Raw genomic sequence first — 13241 nt, 5'->3', positions numbered from 1 at the left:
TGCGATTATTTCTCCACACCAAGTGATTTGGTCGCAACTGAACGCTCCGGGCTGCAACCTGGGGCGTTCGCCTTATCTGGCGGGCAAAAAACGCGATATAGCAACGTCAGATGCTCCTGCCACTTAGCCATTACCTGATAGCTGTTCTCCTCAATCTGCTCTCTTTCAGCTGCATCAATCACCCCGTCCTCTGTGGCTTTACGCAGATAGGCTGAATGCTTGCCGATCCACTCAACTGACTCCATCAGGCGCTCGTTGATGTCGGCGTTATCAACATCTTCGATATCCACCATCGGGACGTTTACGCTGTTCGACTGACGCGACACTGCGTCGGCGATGTATTTGGTTCCGCTGGCCTGTTGAAGAACCATCGCCCAGCCCATAGGGAATATCTGGTCGCCCTCAAGACGCAGACGGTTAAAGAGCGCGTTCTCTGTGATGCCCAGCCATTCAGCTGCTTCCGCATAACCGCCAGGCATACTGGTGATGGTTTTACGGATCGCAGCAACAAGCCAGGCTGGTTGCTTTTCTATTTGCCAGTCAGGTTTACCCACGGCTAAGCCCTCTCTACTGTGGTTTCGCTACGGATGGCGTAGCTGTTAAAGTCTCGGTGCTGGTCAGGTAGCGCTGGGGATAAAGAATTTCCAGCTCGCTGATCTCGCCTTTAAAGAACAAAGCCAGGCGCTCTGCCACATCCAGTGATGCCACCTGCAGACCGCGCTCAATACGGCTCAGGTTGCCTACATCCAGATGGATGGCGCCGGCCACTTCACTTAGTGTTCTGCCTTGCGACTTGCGCAAGTTTCGTAACGGTGAAGACATTTTTAACCCCCTTAGTTGCGTAATTCGCATATTATTTCATGCTGGCGGATTGCGCAAGTTAATTTGCGTTTCATGCAAACCAGCCATTAAATAGGCACATGAATATAGGAAATCGAATCAGAGAACTGCGGCTTGCGCGCGGGCTGACAATGAACGATCTGGCTGATGCCGTAGGTGTTGACCAGGCGAACATTTCACGTCTTGAGACAGGAAAGCAAAAATCCTTTACCGAGCAATCGCTTAATAAAATAGCGAATGCGCTAAATGTGAGCCTAGGTGAATTATTTATTCCCTCCGATCCAAAAAATACTGTATATAATAACAGTAAGGATATGGTCAAGGTTATACAAGGGGGGGATGTGTATCGTGTGGATTTGCTTGATGTAAATGTAAGTGCTGGCCCAGGAGCCTTTGTTGGTAGTGACATTATCGATGTCATTCGCTCTATTGAGTACAACACTGAGCACGCCAAGAAACTTCTTCGGCGGTAAGCCTGCGACTACGGTAAAGATGGTTAATGTCCGCGGTGACAGTATGTCGGGCACTATCGAGCCAGGAGATCTGGTTTTCGTAGATGTTTCAGTGAATCAGTTTGATGGTGATGGAATTTATGTGTTTGGTTTCGATGGAAAAATTCACATAAAGCGCTTACAGATGGTTCCCGATAAAATCGTCGTCATTTCTGACAATACCCGATACCGTGACTGGTTCATTGATGAATCGAATGAGCATCGCTTTTATATTTTCGGCAAGGTCATGATCAGCCAGTCGCAATCCTTCAAACGACACGGCTAACCGCTCCTTAAAACCCGATAAGCCCGGTTCTGCCGGGCTTTTTTGCGTCTTTAACATTTATTGTTTGCAAATAACGCATTTTACCACTTGCGTTATATGCATATTCGCATTATTGTTTCCCTCATCAGCGGTTACTTACGGATGTTGAGATGAGAATGGTCAAGAACATGAGCAACACCAAGTTTTGGGACCTGATCACTTTTCTGTACCTGTTCCCGGATGCCGAGCTGGTTTGCGATGGGGATATGGGGATCGTGTTGTTGGAGTGCTGTGTCGATAGCCCGGCAGTGAAGCCGGTTTTTTGATGGATGACGGTGTGTTGTTTGGCGGTTTCTTCAGTTCGCAATCTGATTTAACCGCCCTCTTTTTCACAACAGGAAAGAGCATTGGCCAAAGGCGGGTATAGCGCCAGCGGCGTTCTGACAGTGCTCTCTCCATTGTGGTGAATGCGCACTTATGCGCAGCCGTAATAGCCGGTCGGCTGGGAATAGGATACTTGGGACGCGCCTGAAAGTATGGCGGCAAATACCAGCAAGCCGGGGAAGCTCCGGCCACCACAATTCCCTTCGATGTTTCGGTGTGGAGAAATCAGGCTGTGGGTTATTGCAGTAACCCAACAGCTATTTAAGCGAATCCCTCAGTTTTTATTGCCGTCACTGGCAAGGGATTCATGCAATCAAAAATCGTGTGGAGAAAGTTTTATGGGCTTTTTTAAATTTACCAGCGCGGAAGCTCTGGCAGGTTGGGAAAAACTACAGAGCGATGCGAAGTTGCTGCGCGATGCGGGAACCTCATTTGCATCCATGTTTGATGCAAAACCTGTTTTCAATTCTGATGGCGTCCGAGAAGTTTTTTATGGCGTCAAATTCTCAGGCGGCATTTTCCTTTCCGCCGATCTTTGGACAAAAGCATCGAGCCGCACTGGTTTTGCATGCTGGCCTAAAAGTAAGGCGCCAGTCGGAATGGCTGAAGAGCACAAGGCTCTGCAGGCTCTCTGGAATGCACAGCGACCAAAAATCGACGTCGATAAAGCCGCTTTCTTCCCACTTATCGGGCTCGACTGGGGAACCTTACTTTTTACCGGCATCACCTACTTCCGACATGGTGACGCAATCTACGTTGAAACCTCAGCAACGCCTAAAACCACCGCAGGCGCTATCGAAATACTCGGCAGCGAGTTCGACCAGGCAAAACGGGAGCGCCAGAATGAAATCGCCTAACGACGACATTAGAGTAGGGATCATCATCTTCCCCTACTCCAAAATTTTCGGCGGCTGGATCGCCCCGGATGGTGAGCTGGTTAAGAACCCGATTAAAGCTCAGCGCATGGCTGAGGAAATGTACCGCAACATCACTATCCACTGAGGCCACCTGCATGATGAATAAATTATCAAATAAAGAGCTGGTAGCGGCAGGTCATAAGTTTGCAGCCAATCTGGACGCAGATACGCCGCTGATCGACAGGGCAAAGATGGTCAGTGAACTGGCCACCCGCCTGGATTGCGCGCTCGCAGCAGCAGCTGAAGCCGGTAAGCAGCGTGACGCGCTGGCAGCGGAGAATGCATATCTTCTGCCAAAAGCCGCAAGCGAACTCTCGAATGCCTGGGTGTTGCATAAATACTGGGTAGGCATTCATACGGCACTTATGCACCTGCGTGTCGGCCGCATTTATGAAGTTGAGCAATGGCTGCAAAACACGGTTGCTGGGCCGGGTATTGAGGCTCCGAACCTCAAGCTAACAGAAGAAATCGACGCCTGGGCTACTGAGCAGAGTAAAGACAGCATCAGCCACTCTCGCGCGCTGGAAATCATGAAAGCCGACACCCCAGTCACCGACGCCTGGCTCAACTCTGTGCGGGCTGAGGCGGTTAACCATGCTGCCAAGATGATAATGGCCACCATGAACCACCAGGATAAAGGCGTAGAGCGCGCGCTTGAGTGTTTGGCACAAGTTGAGATGAATTACATAACCGCCGGTAAGGATGGTGAGTGATGAAAACCACTATCTGCATCGACCAGATGAAACTCGTTGCTGCCATTAGCTTTGAAGTCTCGCGCCAGTTCCCTGGTGTGACGGTTAACCCGGAGCAGTTCAACGCCATTATCGCAGCGGCCAATAGCGTCAAAGCGGCTTACGATGGCACGGAAGTAGAGCCTGTTGAAGAGGATGAAGAAGATGCGTGAGCGCCCAATCATCTTTAACGCCGACATGGTTCGTGCCGTACTGAACGGCAGCAAGACGCAGACGCGCCGGATCATCCAGTCACCGGCAAAAAACATGCAGGTCACTGGGCAGAAGGTTATCGATTATCGCGAGCCTGGCGACAAGTGGTATGGCGAACATGTATTCTCAATGCGCAACCAGAGCGGCACATGGTGCGACTACACCAAAGAGCAATTTCTCGCTAAGTGCCCGTTTGGTGCAGTAGGTGATCGCCTCTGGGTGCGTGAGGCTTTCGCAGCCTTCGATGCTGACTGGTGCTTCCCTGGTCGCCCTCATGACCTGAAAGATGGGCCATGGCCCAATATTATTTACCCTGCAGACGGCGGAAAAGAGCCACCGAAAGGGACGTGCCGACCATCCATCCACATGCCGCGCTGGGCGTCACGCATAACGCTGGAGATTACCGGCGTGCGGGTCGAGCGGTTGAATAGCATGACGGAGCAGGATGCGATTGCTGAAGGGTGCATCGGCGGTCACGGCTCTATCCCCGGCTACATGTACAGCGCCACACCTCATGAACATTTTCATCACGTATGGGAATCTATCTACGGCGCTGACAGCTGGTAGGCTAACCCGTGGGTGTGGGTGATCGAGTTTAAGCGCGTGGAGGGGGAATGATGCAGGCATATACTGAAGAGCAGAGAAAGGCGCTGGCAGCCGAAATCGTGGAGCAGCTTGTTGACTGCGGAAGCGCAGATGACGTAGCTGTCGAGAGATATAACGCGTGGGTTTTTAACCGTCTAAGCACCATCGCCCCGCCCGTTGTCGAACCAGAAGTACCTAATGATTATTTCGCAAAACTGGTGCAAGAAGCCAGGCTGCGAGCAGACAAAGCTATGCGCAAATTCCCGCAACCTAACTATGTCCTGAACAAAGTGGCGGAGGAAAGCGGTGAGGTTATCAAAGCCGTTATTCATTATACCGAAGGTCGTGAGGACTGGTTAAGCGTAGAGGGGGAGCTGATTGACAATCTGGCTATGCTCATTCGCCTGGTGAAAGAAGGCGATCAGGTGATCGGATTTACTCCGCCTGATGTGGTTAAGCGCCTGAACGCTACCACGACAGCTGCGCATATCGGTTTTGACCCAGCTGGCAGTGATGAGAAAACGATAATCGTTCACCACGTAGCCCCTCCTGGATGGAAGCTCGTGCCGGTTGAGCCAACAGCGGCTATGTACGATGCAGGCGACCAGCAGCTTGCCACAAAGCAGGTATGGGATGCCATGCTGGCAGCAGCACCGGAGGTGGAATGATGCCGAACAAATACGAAAAGCTTGATGATCTGATTCTGCACGCGATCACGCATGTGCCGAAGCGCTTCGCCGAAATCTATATTGGCGCGCTCGTCAGCGAGTGTTTTCGCCTTGCAGAGCTGGAAGCCGGTAAAGAGCCGTTCAGGGTCATGGACCGCCGCCTGCAGGCTTTGCGCAAAGCGGGCAAAATAAGAAGCACGTCTAAAGGCTGGGTGAATACGGAGGGCGATAAAGGTTAAATCCCCCGCCGAACGCAAAGCTGCGCAGCGTGCCCGTCAGGCCGCCAGCGGCGACCGGAAGCTGGAGCTGACGCTAGATAGTCAGGAACTGGAGATGCTGGCGCAGAACTGCGCCGCACGCCGCCCCGGTCGCGAACCGTATGAGCTGAATGAGTACATAGCGCTGCTTATTCGCCAGGACGCGGCCGAGCTGGCGCAGCAGCTGGAAGTGCTGGCAAAGCGCCAGTGCGGGAAGTGTGGCGATCGCCTCCCGGTCAGCGCCTGCCCGTGCCAGGGGGATTCGCAGTGCTGGACCACCAGCGGCTGGCTTGAGACAAAATTAAACATCGCACCGTGACATGTCACGGTGCCTTAACCTGTTGCAGCAGGAGTGGAGAAATAGCATGGCCAATACAGATTTGATTTCAGAGAAAGAGGTTATGGATAAGCTAAAGGTTTCATCCAGAATGACCATCTGGAAATATACCCATAAGATGGGGTTCCCTAAACCAGTAAGAAGCCGTCCAAAGCTTTACTTACTGGCCGAGGTTGATGGTTGGATACTTAACGGCGGCGTTAACCAGAAATCAGCTTAAGTTGCTCAAATATCCTTTCTGCATAGAGCTCATATGCCGCCTTCTGTTCTGCTAACCAGTCGTGCTTGTTATAAACGGCAAGCACGCCCCCTAAATCATGTCCAAGCATCTTCTCGATTACGTGCGGCGCAACGCCTTCCTCAGAAAGCCTGGTCGCCAGAGTTCGCCTGAAGTCATGAGCCGTAAAATCACCGATGCTCAACTGATTACGCAATAGCCTGACATATCTTGTTGCCGAGCCAATCGACAAGGGAATATCGCGATCGTAAGCGCCCGGGAAAAGAATATCCTTTCCTGATGCCTTAGCCTCCTCAAGCAGTGGCAGCGCATGCTTGAAAATAGGACGCCTGATAATTTTATCTGTTTTGCTCTTTGCGGCCGGCAGAGTCCAAATGTTTTCTTCGAAGTCGAATTCTTGCTTTAGAGCTTCGCGCATCTCACTATTTCGAGCGCCATAAAGTATGAGCAACTTAACCAGACGCTTAGAGGACGCGGTCGCCGTGGTTTTTTCATTTTCCAGCCAAATTTGGGCCAGCTGGCGATAGGTCAGGACTGTTTCCCCTACCCTTGGTTTTTTGCCAAAGTCTTTAGGGTCAAGGCGAAGCAGGCTTGAACTGTCTATGTATTGCCTTCGTGTACACCAGTCTACGGCACCACGCAGATTAACCAGAAGCCTCCGGGCCTTAACAGGGTTTTCCTGCTCTTTTTGGGTAAAGAAATCCACCCATGTACTGACGTTTATATCCTCAAGAGGAATACCCTCAAACACGCCTTCCATTTCGTTCAGAACTACGCGGTTGTAAACTTCTTGCGTACTTTCCCGGAGCGATTGCTGCACATAATTTTTCCACCAGTAGTTTATGCAGTCTTGAAGCGTTGGGCGAAACTTAACCTGTGGCTTATGGTGCTTAGGGTCTTTCCCTGCTCCAAGCGACTCCTTGAATTCTCCTACTTTTATTCTGGCATCCCTCAGCGAAATTTCTGGATACCGACCGATCCCGAGGCGATGTTGCTTGCCGTTAAATCGGTATCGGTACTGAAAGCTGATAATACCCTTTGGAGTGATGCGGATTCCCAGGCCATCTGCGTCAGTTAACTCAGGCGGTCCGTCATAGGGCTTGCCGTGCAAGCCTCTTAGCTTTGTGTCACTGATGGCCATATATGTACTCAACTTATTTTATTGGTACTCATATTGTACTTGATCATCGTTGGACAAAGGAATACACCAAAGGACACGCAAATAACAAAGAATACAGAAGGTTCATTTTATCCATTTTAATTTCAAATGCTTAAATACATTAATAGCTGTATGAATACATAAAAATACCTATGGATACATGCAAGACAGAACCGCCAGAATTACGCGCAGGATCTGCAGCTCTCGGTGCGCGGGTTTGGTTCGCGCTCCACCTACGGCGTGCGCGGACTGCGCCTCTACGTCGACGGCATTCCCGCCACCATGCCCGACGGTCAGGGGCAAACCTCCAATATCGATATCGGATCGATCGACCATATCGAGGTGCTGCGCGGCCCCTTTTCCGCGCTCTACGGCAACGCCTCGGGCGGCGTGATTAACGTTGATACCCAGACGGGTCAGCAGCCGACGACGCTGGAAGCAGGCAGCTGGTACGGCAGCTACGGCAGCTGGCGCAACAGCGTCAAGGCGAGCGGCGCGACCGGCGACGGCACCCAGGCGGGCGACGTCAACTACACCGTTTCCGCCTCGCGCTTTACCACGCACGGCTACCGCGATCACAGCGAGGCGCAAAAGAACCTCGGCAACGCGAAGCTGGGCGTGCGCATCGACGACGTCAGCACCCTGACGCTGCTGTTCAACAGCGTGCATATCGAGGCGCAAGATCCCGGCGGCCTGACGCCGGATCAGTGGCGCGCCAACCCGCGCCAGGTGGTCAGCAACGTCACCCTCTACAACACGCGCAAAACGGTCGATCAGACCCAGGGCGGCCTGCACTACCAGCGTCAGATGGGCGAAAACGACGATCTCAGCGTGATGATGTACGCTGGCATCCGCGAAACCACCCAGTATCAGTCGATCCCGAAAAACGTGCAGCTCAGCCCGAAACATCCTGGCGGCGTGATCGATCTGACGCGCCACTACCAGGGCATCGACACGCGCTGGACCCACCGCGACAGCCTGTTCAGCGTGCCGGTGACGCTGACCGGCGGCCTCGACTATGAAACCATGACCGAGCGCCGCAAGGGTTTTGAAAACTTCAGCGGCGACGACCTCGGCGTGAAGGGCAACATTCGCCGTAACGAACGCAACCTGATGTGGAACCTGGATCCTTACCTGCAGACCGCCTGGCAGCTCACCGACAAATGGTCGCTGGACGCCGGGCTGCGCTACAGCACGGTTAATTTCGACTCCAACGACAACTACATTACCGCCGGCAACGGCGACGACAGCGGCGACGCGCGCTACCACAAATGGCTGCCCGCCGCGTCGCTGAAGTACGCGATCGACAGCAGCTGGAACGCCTATCTTTCGGCGGGCCGCGGCTTTGAAACCCCGACCATCAACGAGCTATCCTATCGCGCCGACGGCGAAACCGGCCTGAATACCGGCCTGAAACCGGCGACCAGCGACACGGTCGAGCTGGGCAGCAAAAAACGCATCGGCAACGGCCTGATCACCGCCGCGCTGTTCCAGACCGACACGCAAAACGAAATCGTGACCGATACCAGCCTCGGCGGCCGCACCACCTATAAAAACGCCGGGCAAACCCGCCGGCGCGGCCTGGAGCTGGGCGTGGATCAGCAGTTCGCCGCCGACTGGCGCGCGAAGGCGGCCTGGACGCTGCTCGACGCGCGCTATCGCAGCAACGCCTGCGGCGACGCGAGCTGCGACGGCAACCGCATTCCCGGCATTGCGCGCAATATGCTCTACGCCAGCCTGGCCTACGCGCCGGAACAGGGCTTTTATGCGGGCGCGGAGATGCGCTATATGAGCGATATCGCCGCCGATGACGAAAACGACGTGAAGGCGCCCGCCTATACCGTCGCGGCGCTTAACAGCGGCTACAAATGGCTGGTGCAGAACTGGACGCTCGATCTCTTCGGCCGCGTCGATAACCTCTTCGATCGCAACTACGTCGGCTCGGTGATCGTTAACGAAGGCAACGGACGCTACTTCGAACCGGCGCCGGGTCGCAATTACAGCGTCGGGCTGACGCTGAGCTACGCCTTTCAGTAAGCCCTGTCGCCCCGGCCAGAAACCGGGGCTTTTTTTTATGGCGCGCGCCGCGCCATCCAGTTGGCGATCCAGCGCGACAGAATCGGGCCGGTGAACATCACCACGATAAAGCGCCCGGTCTGCATCGCCATCACAAACGGCATATCGACGTTGCTCGACGCGGCGATAATCGCCACCGAATCGGCGCCGCCCGGACTGGTCGCCAGATAGGCGGTCAGCGGATCGATACCGGCAAACTTCACCAGCAGAAAAGCAAACAGGCCGCAGATAGCGATCAGCGTCAGCACCGACAGCAGCACGCGCGGCAAGGCGTGCGCCGCGTAGCGCAGAATATCGGCGCTGAAGCGCAGGCCGATGCCCCAGCCGACGAAGGCGTACGCCAGCGCCAGCAGCCACTTCGGCAGCGTGATATCGACGCCGCCGATATCCTGCGCCAGCGAGGCGATAATCAGCGTCATCAGCATCGGGCCGGCGGGAATGCGCAGCAGCCGCGCCGCCAGCAGGCCGGCGGCGATGGTCAGCAGCGTCAAGAGGAAGGCGGTGTGCGCGAAAGGCGCGAAGAGATCGAGCGCCGGCGAGGCGGCGGGCGCGCTGCCCTCGTGGGTCCAGAGGCGCGTCACCAGCGTGGCGACCAGCGCCACCATCATCACGCGCAGATACTGCATAAAGGCGACGAGGCGCACGTCGGCGCCGAAACTCTCCGCCATCAGGGTCATGGCGGTTGCCGCGCCGGGCGACGAGCCCCAGATGGCGGTCGAGCCCGGCAGCACGCGGAAGCGCGCCAGCAGGCCGCCGAGCGCCAGGCTGGCGACGATCACCGAGCCGACGCACAGCACAAACAGCGGCCAGTCATCGGCAATTTCATGAAATATCGAGGCGGGGATCGCCGCGGCGATCATCGCGCCCACCGTCGCCTGCGCGCCGTTAAACAGCGGCCGCGCGATTTTCAGCGTGCGGCCAGAGGCGGCAAAGCCGATGGCGGCGAACATCGGGCCAAGCAGCAGCGCGGCCGGAATATGCAGCCACTCCAGCACCGCTACCAGCGCCGCCGAGCTAAGGATCAGCCCGGCCCAGCGCGCCAGGCCCGCCTGCGCCGTCGCCATGCTAGCGCGCGTCGACCAGCGCCAGCACCTCGGCGCTGGTACCGGTTTCGCCAAGGCGCGGGAAGATCAGCTTCACGCTGTTGTTGTGGGTGTCGAGGTTGAGATCGGTCATGGCGTCGGTGGCTAAAGTGACGTTGTAACCTAACTCATACGCCTGACGCGCGGTGGATTCGACGCCGATGCTGGTGGCGATGCCGCAGATCACCACCTGGGTGACGCCGCGCGCCTGCAGTTCGGCATGCAGATCGGTATGGTGAAAGGCGCCCCAGGTTTTTTTGGTGACGGTGATATCGCCCGGCTGCGGCGTCATCTCCGGCACCAGCGTCGCCCAGTCGGCAGGCAGTTCGCCGCTGTGGCTGCCCTGCTCGTTACGGCCCGGCGCGCCGCCGGCGACATTGACCAGCGCCACCGGCAGCTGGCGGGCGCGGAAACCCGCGGCAAGCTGTGCGCAGCGGTCAATCACCGGCTGCGGCTCATGCACCACCGGCAGGCGAACGATGCCGTGCTGCAGGTCGATGATAATCAGTGCGGTGTGGGTATCAAGGGTAGTCAGAGCCATGGAAAGTCCTCTCAGGATGCGTTGTCGGCGAGTCGTTGCAGTAAGGGGATCGCGGCGATCAGCAGCTGGCGCTCATCGGCGCTGAGCCGGGTGTCGATGGCGCGCACCAGCCAGTCGTCGCGCATCGCGCGGTTGGCGGCGATCAGCGCGCAGGCGGCCGGCGTCGGCGAGTAGCGGGTTTTACGGCCGTCGTGCGGATCCGCTTCGCCCTGCACCATGCCCGCCGCCAGCAGGCTGGCGACGGTCGCGCCCATCGACTGGGTGCGCACCCCTTCCGCAGCAGCCAGCTCGGTGATGGTCATCGCGCCGTCGCGCACCAGATAACCCAGCACCGACACCTGCGACCAGGTGAGATCGCCCGGCGGCGCGGATTCGCGCAGCCGACGGCTTAGCTTGCCTGTCAGCATGCGCAGCGCCGCGGCGGCTTCAGTGAGTTCGCTCATCGCCTTTCTCCTTACGTTAGCGCCAGTATAGAGATACGAAGGTAAACTGTGTAGTTTGCCTTCGTATCAATTTGTAAGGTCGGGACGCTGCAGGTAGTGGATCAGGCTGTGAAAGCGCAGCGGCGTGGCGAGCGGATTGCGGTAGCTGTGGGCCACGTCGGCGGCGAACTGCAGCGCTTCGCCCGCCTGCAGCCGTCGCCAGACGCCACCCGTGCCGAGCAGCAGTTCGCCCTCGATCACCACCACCTGCTCGACGCAGCCCTGCTCGTGCGGCGAGGAGTCGCTCTGCGCGCCTGCCGCCAGCTCGACCGCCAGCAGATCGAAGCGCAGCCGCGCGTCGTAAGGCAGCAGCGGGCGTACCGTCATCTGCGCGTTGGGCTGGCTGAAGCGCGCGCTATCGCCGCTCTGCAGCCCATTGCCCTGAATGAAAAAAGAGAAAGGAACGTTAAAACCGGTGGCGATTTTCCACAGCGTGGCCACCGTCGGGCTGGACTCGCCGCGCTCGATCTGGCCGAGCATCGCTTTGCTGACGCCGGTGCGTTCCGCCGCCAGCGTCAGGCTCCAGCCGTTGGCCTGACGCAGCTGTTTCAGCGCCTCGCTAAGATGCTGATGCAGATTTTCCATGAGGTTCTCCTGAAATCATGGCGGCAGTGTAGCACTTGAGCGCTATAGCGCACACTGTTACCATGTGCGCTATAACGCACAGTGGAGGTCTTATGCAGCGCATAACGGCGCGATCCGCCATTTCCTTTCCCATGCTGGTGTCGGGTTTCGTCGCCGTACTGGTTGGATACAGCAGCTCAGCAGCCATTATTTTTCAGGCGGCGCAGGCCGCCGGCGCTTCCCCGACGCAGATCGGCGGCTGGCTGTCGATGCTGGGCATCGCGATGGGCCTCTGCTCGCTGGGCCTGTCGCTCTGGACGCGCATGCCGATCCTCTGCGCCTGGTCCACGCCCGGCGCGGCGCTGCTGGCCACCAGCCTGCACGGACTCTCTATCAATGAGGCGATCGGCGTGTTTATCTTCGCCAACGCGCTGATCGTGCTGAGCGGCGTCACCGGCCTGTTCGCGCGCCTGATGAAGGTCATTCCGCCCGCGCTGGCCTCCGCCATGCTCGCCGGGATCCTGCTGCGCTTCGGGCTGGAAGCTTTTACCGGCTTGCAGAGCGACGTTGCGCTGTGCGGGGCGATGCTGCTCGCCTGGCTGCTGGCGCGGCGCTGGCTGGCGCGCTACGCCATTCTGGCCACCCTGGCGGTGGGCGTCGCGCTGGCGTTCGCCCGGCACGCGATCCATTTTCCGGCGCAGATGGCGAGCTTCGCGCTGCCGCAGGGCATCATGCCGCACTTTAGCCTGACCGCACTGCTCGGCGTCGGCCTGCCCTTTTTCCTCGTCACCATGGCGTCGCAAAACGCGCCGGGCGTCGCCACGCTGCAGGCGCACGGCTATCAGCCGCCGGTCTCCGCGCTGATGAGCTGGACCGGGCTGGTCGCCCTGCTGCTGTCGCCGTTCGGCGGCTTTTCCGTCTGCATCGCCGCCATTACCGCCGCTATCTGCATGGGCGACGAGGTCGATTCCGACCCGCGCCGCTGCTGGATGGCCGCCGCGCTGGCCGGTCTTTTTTATCTGCTGGCCGGGCTTTCAGGCGCGCTTATCGCCGCGCTGTTTGTGGCGCTGCCGTCGCCGCTGATCGCCACCCTCGCCGGGCTGGCGCTGCTCTCCACCTTCAGCGGCAGCCTGACGCGCGCGCTGGCGGAGCCGGATACGCGCGATACCGCCGCCATTACCTTTCTGATTACCGCCTCAGGCCTGTCGCTGTTCGGCCTCGGCGCGGCGTTCTGGGGGCTGGTCGGCGGCCTGGCGGCGCATGTCGTGCTGACGCGCCGTGCCGCTTAACCCCCTGGGCGCGCTGCGCATTTTTTGTCGCAGCGCGCGATAAACGCCCTTAATTCCCTTTTTTTCCGGCGTTTGATTTGCCCTTTCTCCGCGTAACATCGCTTCAATCGCCGATATCACAC

Annotated in this window: 18 protein-coding genes and 2 pseudogenes; 13 read left to right on the top strand and 7 right to left on the bottom strand. The window is 57.5% G+C overall.

Translation table 11 applies throughout. The annotated features are described in order from the left end of the window. Nucleotides 1–5: 5 nt before the first annotated feature. The gene (locus tag AC6I7Z_RS09350; RefSeq protein WP_497813978.1) at nucleotides 6–554 is read right to left on the bottom strand and encodes a YmfL family putative regulatory protein; all 549 of its coding nucleotides are present in this window, start codon (nucleotides 552–554) and stop codon (nucleotides 6–8) included. A gap of 13 nt (nucleotides 555–567) precedes the next feature. Beyond that, nucleotides 568–822, bottom strand: coding sequence for a helix-turn-helix domain-containing protein (locus AC6I7Z_RS09345; RefSeq protein WP_033750701.1), 255 nt, complete (start codon nucleotides 820–822; stop codon nucleotides 568–570). A gap of 98 nt (nucleotides 823–920) precedes the next feature. Here AC6I7Z_RS09345 and AC6I7Z_RS09340 point away from each other — a divergent pair. From AC6I7Z_RS09340 to AC6I7Z_RS09290, 11 genes and pseudogenes are all read left to right on the top strand, one after another. Continuing rightward, a pseudogene (locus AC6I7Z_RS09340) lies at nucleotides 921–1617 on the top strand (XRE family transcriptional regulator). A 167-nt stretch (nucleotides 1618–1784) separates the two neighbouring features. Further along, on the top strand, nucleotides 1785–1922 hold the full coding sequence (locus AC6I7Z_RS09335; RefSeq protein ID WP_497813977.1) for a hypothetical protein: 138 nt from the start codon (nucleotides 1785–1787) through the stop codon (nucleotides 1920–1922). Between the two features lie 210 nt (nucleotides 1923–2132). Beyond that, complete coding sequence (locus tag AC6I7Z_RS09330) at nucleotides 2133–2837, top strand: Mu-Gp12 family protein (RefSeq protein ID WP_497813976.1); 705 nt, start codon at nucleotides 2133–2135, stop codon at nucleotides 2835–2837. Then, nucleotides 2824–2982 (top strand): DUF1317 family protein, encoded by a 159-nt coding sequence (locus tag AC6I7Z_RS09325; protein ID WP_497813975.1) that lies wholly within the window; start codon nucleotides 2824–2826, stop codon nucleotides 2980–2982. The genes AC6I7Z_RS09330 and AC6I7Z_RS09325 overlap by 14 nt, the downstream gene beginning before the upstream one ends. A gap of 10 nt (nucleotides 2983–2992) precedes the next feature. Next, complete coding sequence (locus AC6I7Z_RS09320) at nucleotides 2993–3610, top strand: hypothetical protein (protein ID WP_497813974.1); 618 nt, start codon at nucleotides 2993–2995, stop codon at nucleotides 3608–3610. Continuing rightward, on the top strand, nucleotides 3610–3801 hold the full coding sequence (locus tag AC6I7Z_RS09315; RefSeq protein ID WP_497813973.1) for a hypothetical protein: 192 nt from the start codon (nucleotides 3610–3612) through the stop codon (nucleotides 3799–3801). Before AC6I7Z_RS09320 ends, AC6I7Z_RS09315 begins: the two co-directional genes overlap by 1 nt. Beyond that, nucleotides 3794–4408 (top strand): hypothetical protein, encoded by a 615-nt coding sequence (locus AC6I7Z_RS09310; protein WP_497813972.1) that lies wholly within the window; start codon nucleotides 3794–3796, stop codon nucleotides 4406–4408. Before AC6I7Z_RS09315 ends, AC6I7Z_RS09310 begins: the two co-directional genes overlap by 8 nt. A gap of 47 nt (nucleotides 4409–4455) precedes the next feature. Next, entirely contained in the window at nucleotides 4456–5094 is a 639-nt protein-coding gene (locus tag AC6I7Z_RS09305) for a nucleoside triphosphate pyrophosphohydrolase family protein (protein ID WP_497813971.1), read from the top strand. Continuing rightward, the gene (locus AC6I7Z_RS09300; protein ID WP_497813970.1) at nucleotides 5091–5333 is read left to right on the top strand and encodes a hypothetical protein; all 243 of its coding nucleotides are present in this window, start codon (nucleotides 5091–5093) and stop codon (nucleotides 5331–5333) included. The genes AC6I7Z_RS09305 and AC6I7Z_RS09300 overlap by 4 nt, the downstream gene beginning before the upstream one ends. Continuing rightward, nucleotides 5323–5670 (top strand): hypothetical protein, encoded by a 348-nt coding sequence (locus AC6I7Z_RS09295; RefSeq protein ID WP_497815420.1) that lies wholly within the window; start codon nucleotides 5323–5325, stop codon nucleotides 5668–5670. The genes AC6I7Z_RS09300 and AC6I7Z_RS09295 overlap by 11 nt, the downstream gene beginning before the upstream one ends. Nucleotides 5671–5716: 46 nt before the next feature. Next, entirely contained in the window at nucleotides 5717–5908 is a 192-nt protein-coding gene (locus tag AC6I7Z_RS09290) for a helix-turn-helix transcriptional regulator (protein ID WP_497813969.1), read from the top strand. On the opposite strand, the gene AC6I7Z_RS09285 is transcribed toward AC6I7Z_RS09290, so the two are convergent. Continuing rightward, complete coding sequence (locus AC6I7Z_RS09285) at nucleotides 5889–7067, bottom strand: tyrosine-type recombinase/integrase (RefSeq protein ID WP_497813968.1); 1179 nt, start codon at nucleotides 7065–7067, stop codon at nucleotides 5889–5891. The two genes, AC6I7Z_RS09290 and AC6I7Z_RS09285, sit on opposite strands and share 20 nt — an antisense overlap. A 186-nt stretch (nucleotides 7068–7253) precedes the next feature. Here AC6I7Z_RS09285 and pqqU point away from each other — a divergent pair. After that, nucleotides 7254–9122: pseudogene (gene pqqU, locus AC6I7Z_RS09280) on the top strand (TonB-dependent receptor PqqU); the annotation flags it as partial. A 35-nt stretch (nucleotides 9123–9157) separates the two neighbouring features. Here pqqU and AC6I7Z_RS09275 read toward each other — a convergent pair. The 4 genes from AC6I7Z_RS09275 to AC6I7Z_RS09260 form a co-directional block, all read right to left on the bottom strand. Then, entirely contained in the window at nucleotides 9158–10225 is a 1068-nt protein-coding gene (locus tag AC6I7Z_RS09275) for an AbrB family transcriptional regulator (protein WP_497813967.1), read from the bottom strand. A 1-nt stretch (nucleotide 10226) separates the two neighbouring features. Beyond that, the gene (locus AC6I7Z_RS09270) at nucleotides 10227–10784 is read right to left on the bottom strand and encodes an isochorismatase family protein (protein WP_497813966.1); all 558 of its coding nucleotides are present in this window, start codon (nucleotides 10782–10784) and stop codon (nucleotides 10227–10229) included. Nucleotides 10785–10795: 11 nt separating this feature from the next. Further along, nucleotides 10796–11227, bottom strand: coding sequence for a MarR family winged helix-turn-helix transcriptional regulator (locus AC6I7Z_RS09265; RefSeq protein ID WP_313590732.1), 432 nt, complete (start codon nucleotides 11225–11227; stop codon nucleotides 10796–10798). A 66-nt stretch (nucleotides 11228–11293) separates the two neighbouring features. Continuing rightward, nucleotides 11294–11851, bottom strand: coding sequence for a helix-turn-helix domain-containing protein (locus AC6I7Z_RS09260; protein ID WP_497813965.1), 558 nt, complete (start codon nucleotides 11849–11851; stop codon nucleotides 11294–11296). Nucleotides 11852–11943: 92 nt separating this feature from the next. On the opposite strand from AC6I7Z_RS09260, the gene AC6I7Z_RS09255 reads away from it, so the two are divergent. Beyond that, nucleotides 11944–13119 carry a benzoate/H(+) symporter BenE family transporter gene (locus AC6I7Z_RS09255; protein WP_497813964.1) on the top strand — a complete coding sequence of 392 codons (1176 nt, stop codon included), beginning with the start codon at nucleotides 11944–11946 and terminating at the stop codon, nucleotides 13117–13119. The last annotated feature ends 122 nt before the right edge of the window (nucleotides 13120–13241 follow it).

The organism is Pantoea sp. X-Soil-MYKO-1289 (genome assembly GCF_059730625.1).
This window is presented reverse-complemented; position numbering and strand designations above follow the sequence as displayed.

Coding starts and splice junctions, on each gene's coding strand:
- AC6I7Z_RS09305 (WP_497813971.1), top strand. CDS start 4,456: ATGATGCAGGCATATACTGAAGAGCAGAGAAAGGCGCTGGCAGCCGAA.
- AC6I7Z_RS09285 (WP_497813968.1), bottom strand. CDS start 7,067: ATGGCCATCAGTGACACAAAGCTAAGAGGCTTGCACGGCAAGCCCTAT.
- AC6I7Z_RS09265 (WP_313590732.1), bottom strand. CDS start 11,227: ATGAGCGAACTCACTGAAGCCGCCGCGGCGCTGCGCATGCTGACAGGC.
- AC6I7Z_RS09255 (WP_497813964.1), top strand. CDS start 11,944: ATGCAGCGCATAACGGCGCGATCCGCCATTTCCTTTCCCATGCTGGTG.
- AC6I7Z_RS09300 (WP_497813970.1), top strand. CDS start 5,091: ATGATGCCGAACAAATACGAAAAGCTTGATGATCTGATTCTGCACGCG.
- AC6I7Z_RS09290 (WP_497813969.1), top strand. CDS start 5,717: ATGGCCAATACAGATTTGATTTCAGAGAAAGAGGTTATGGATAAGCTA.
- AC6I7Z_RS09335 (WP_497813977.1), top strand. CDS start 1,785: ATGAGCAACACCAAGTTTTGGGACCTGATCACTTTTCTGTACCTGTTC.
- AC6I7Z_RS09275 (WP_497813967.1), bottom strand. CDS start 10,225: ATGGCGACGGCGCAGGCGGGCCTGGCGCGCTGGGCCGGGCTGATCCTT.
- AC6I7Z_RS09320 (WP_497813974.1), top strand. CDS start 2,993: ATGATGAATAAATTATCAAATAAAGAGCTGGTAGCGGCAGGTCATAAG.
- AC6I7Z_RS09310 (WP_497813972.1), top strand. CDS start 3,794: ATGCGTGAGCGCCCAATCATCTTTAACGCCGACATGGTTCGTGCCGTA.
- AC6I7Z_RS09330 (WP_497813976.1), top strand. CDS start 2,133: ATGGCGGCAAATACCAGCAAGCCGGGGAAGCTCCGGCCACCACAATTC.
- AC6I7Z_RS09260 (WP_497813965.1), bottom strand. CDS start 11,851: ATGGAAAATCTGCATCAGCATCTTAGCGAGGCGCTGAAACAGCTGCGT.
- AC6I7Z_RS09345 (WP_033750701.1), bottom strand. CDS start 822: ATGTCTTCACCGTTACGAAACTTGCGCAAGTCGCAAGGCAGAACACTA.
- AC6I7Z_RS09315 (WP_497813973.1), top strand. CDS start 3,610: ATGAAAACCACTATCTGCATCGACCAGATGAAACTCGTTGCTGCCATT.
- AC6I7Z_RS09325 (WP_497813975.1), top strand. CDS start 2,824: ATGAAATCGCCTAACGACGACATTAGAGTAGGGATCATCATCTTCCCC.
- AC6I7Z_RS09270 (WP_497813966.1), bottom strand. CDS start 10,784: ATGGCTCTGACTACCCTTGATACCCACACCGCACTGATTATCATCGAC.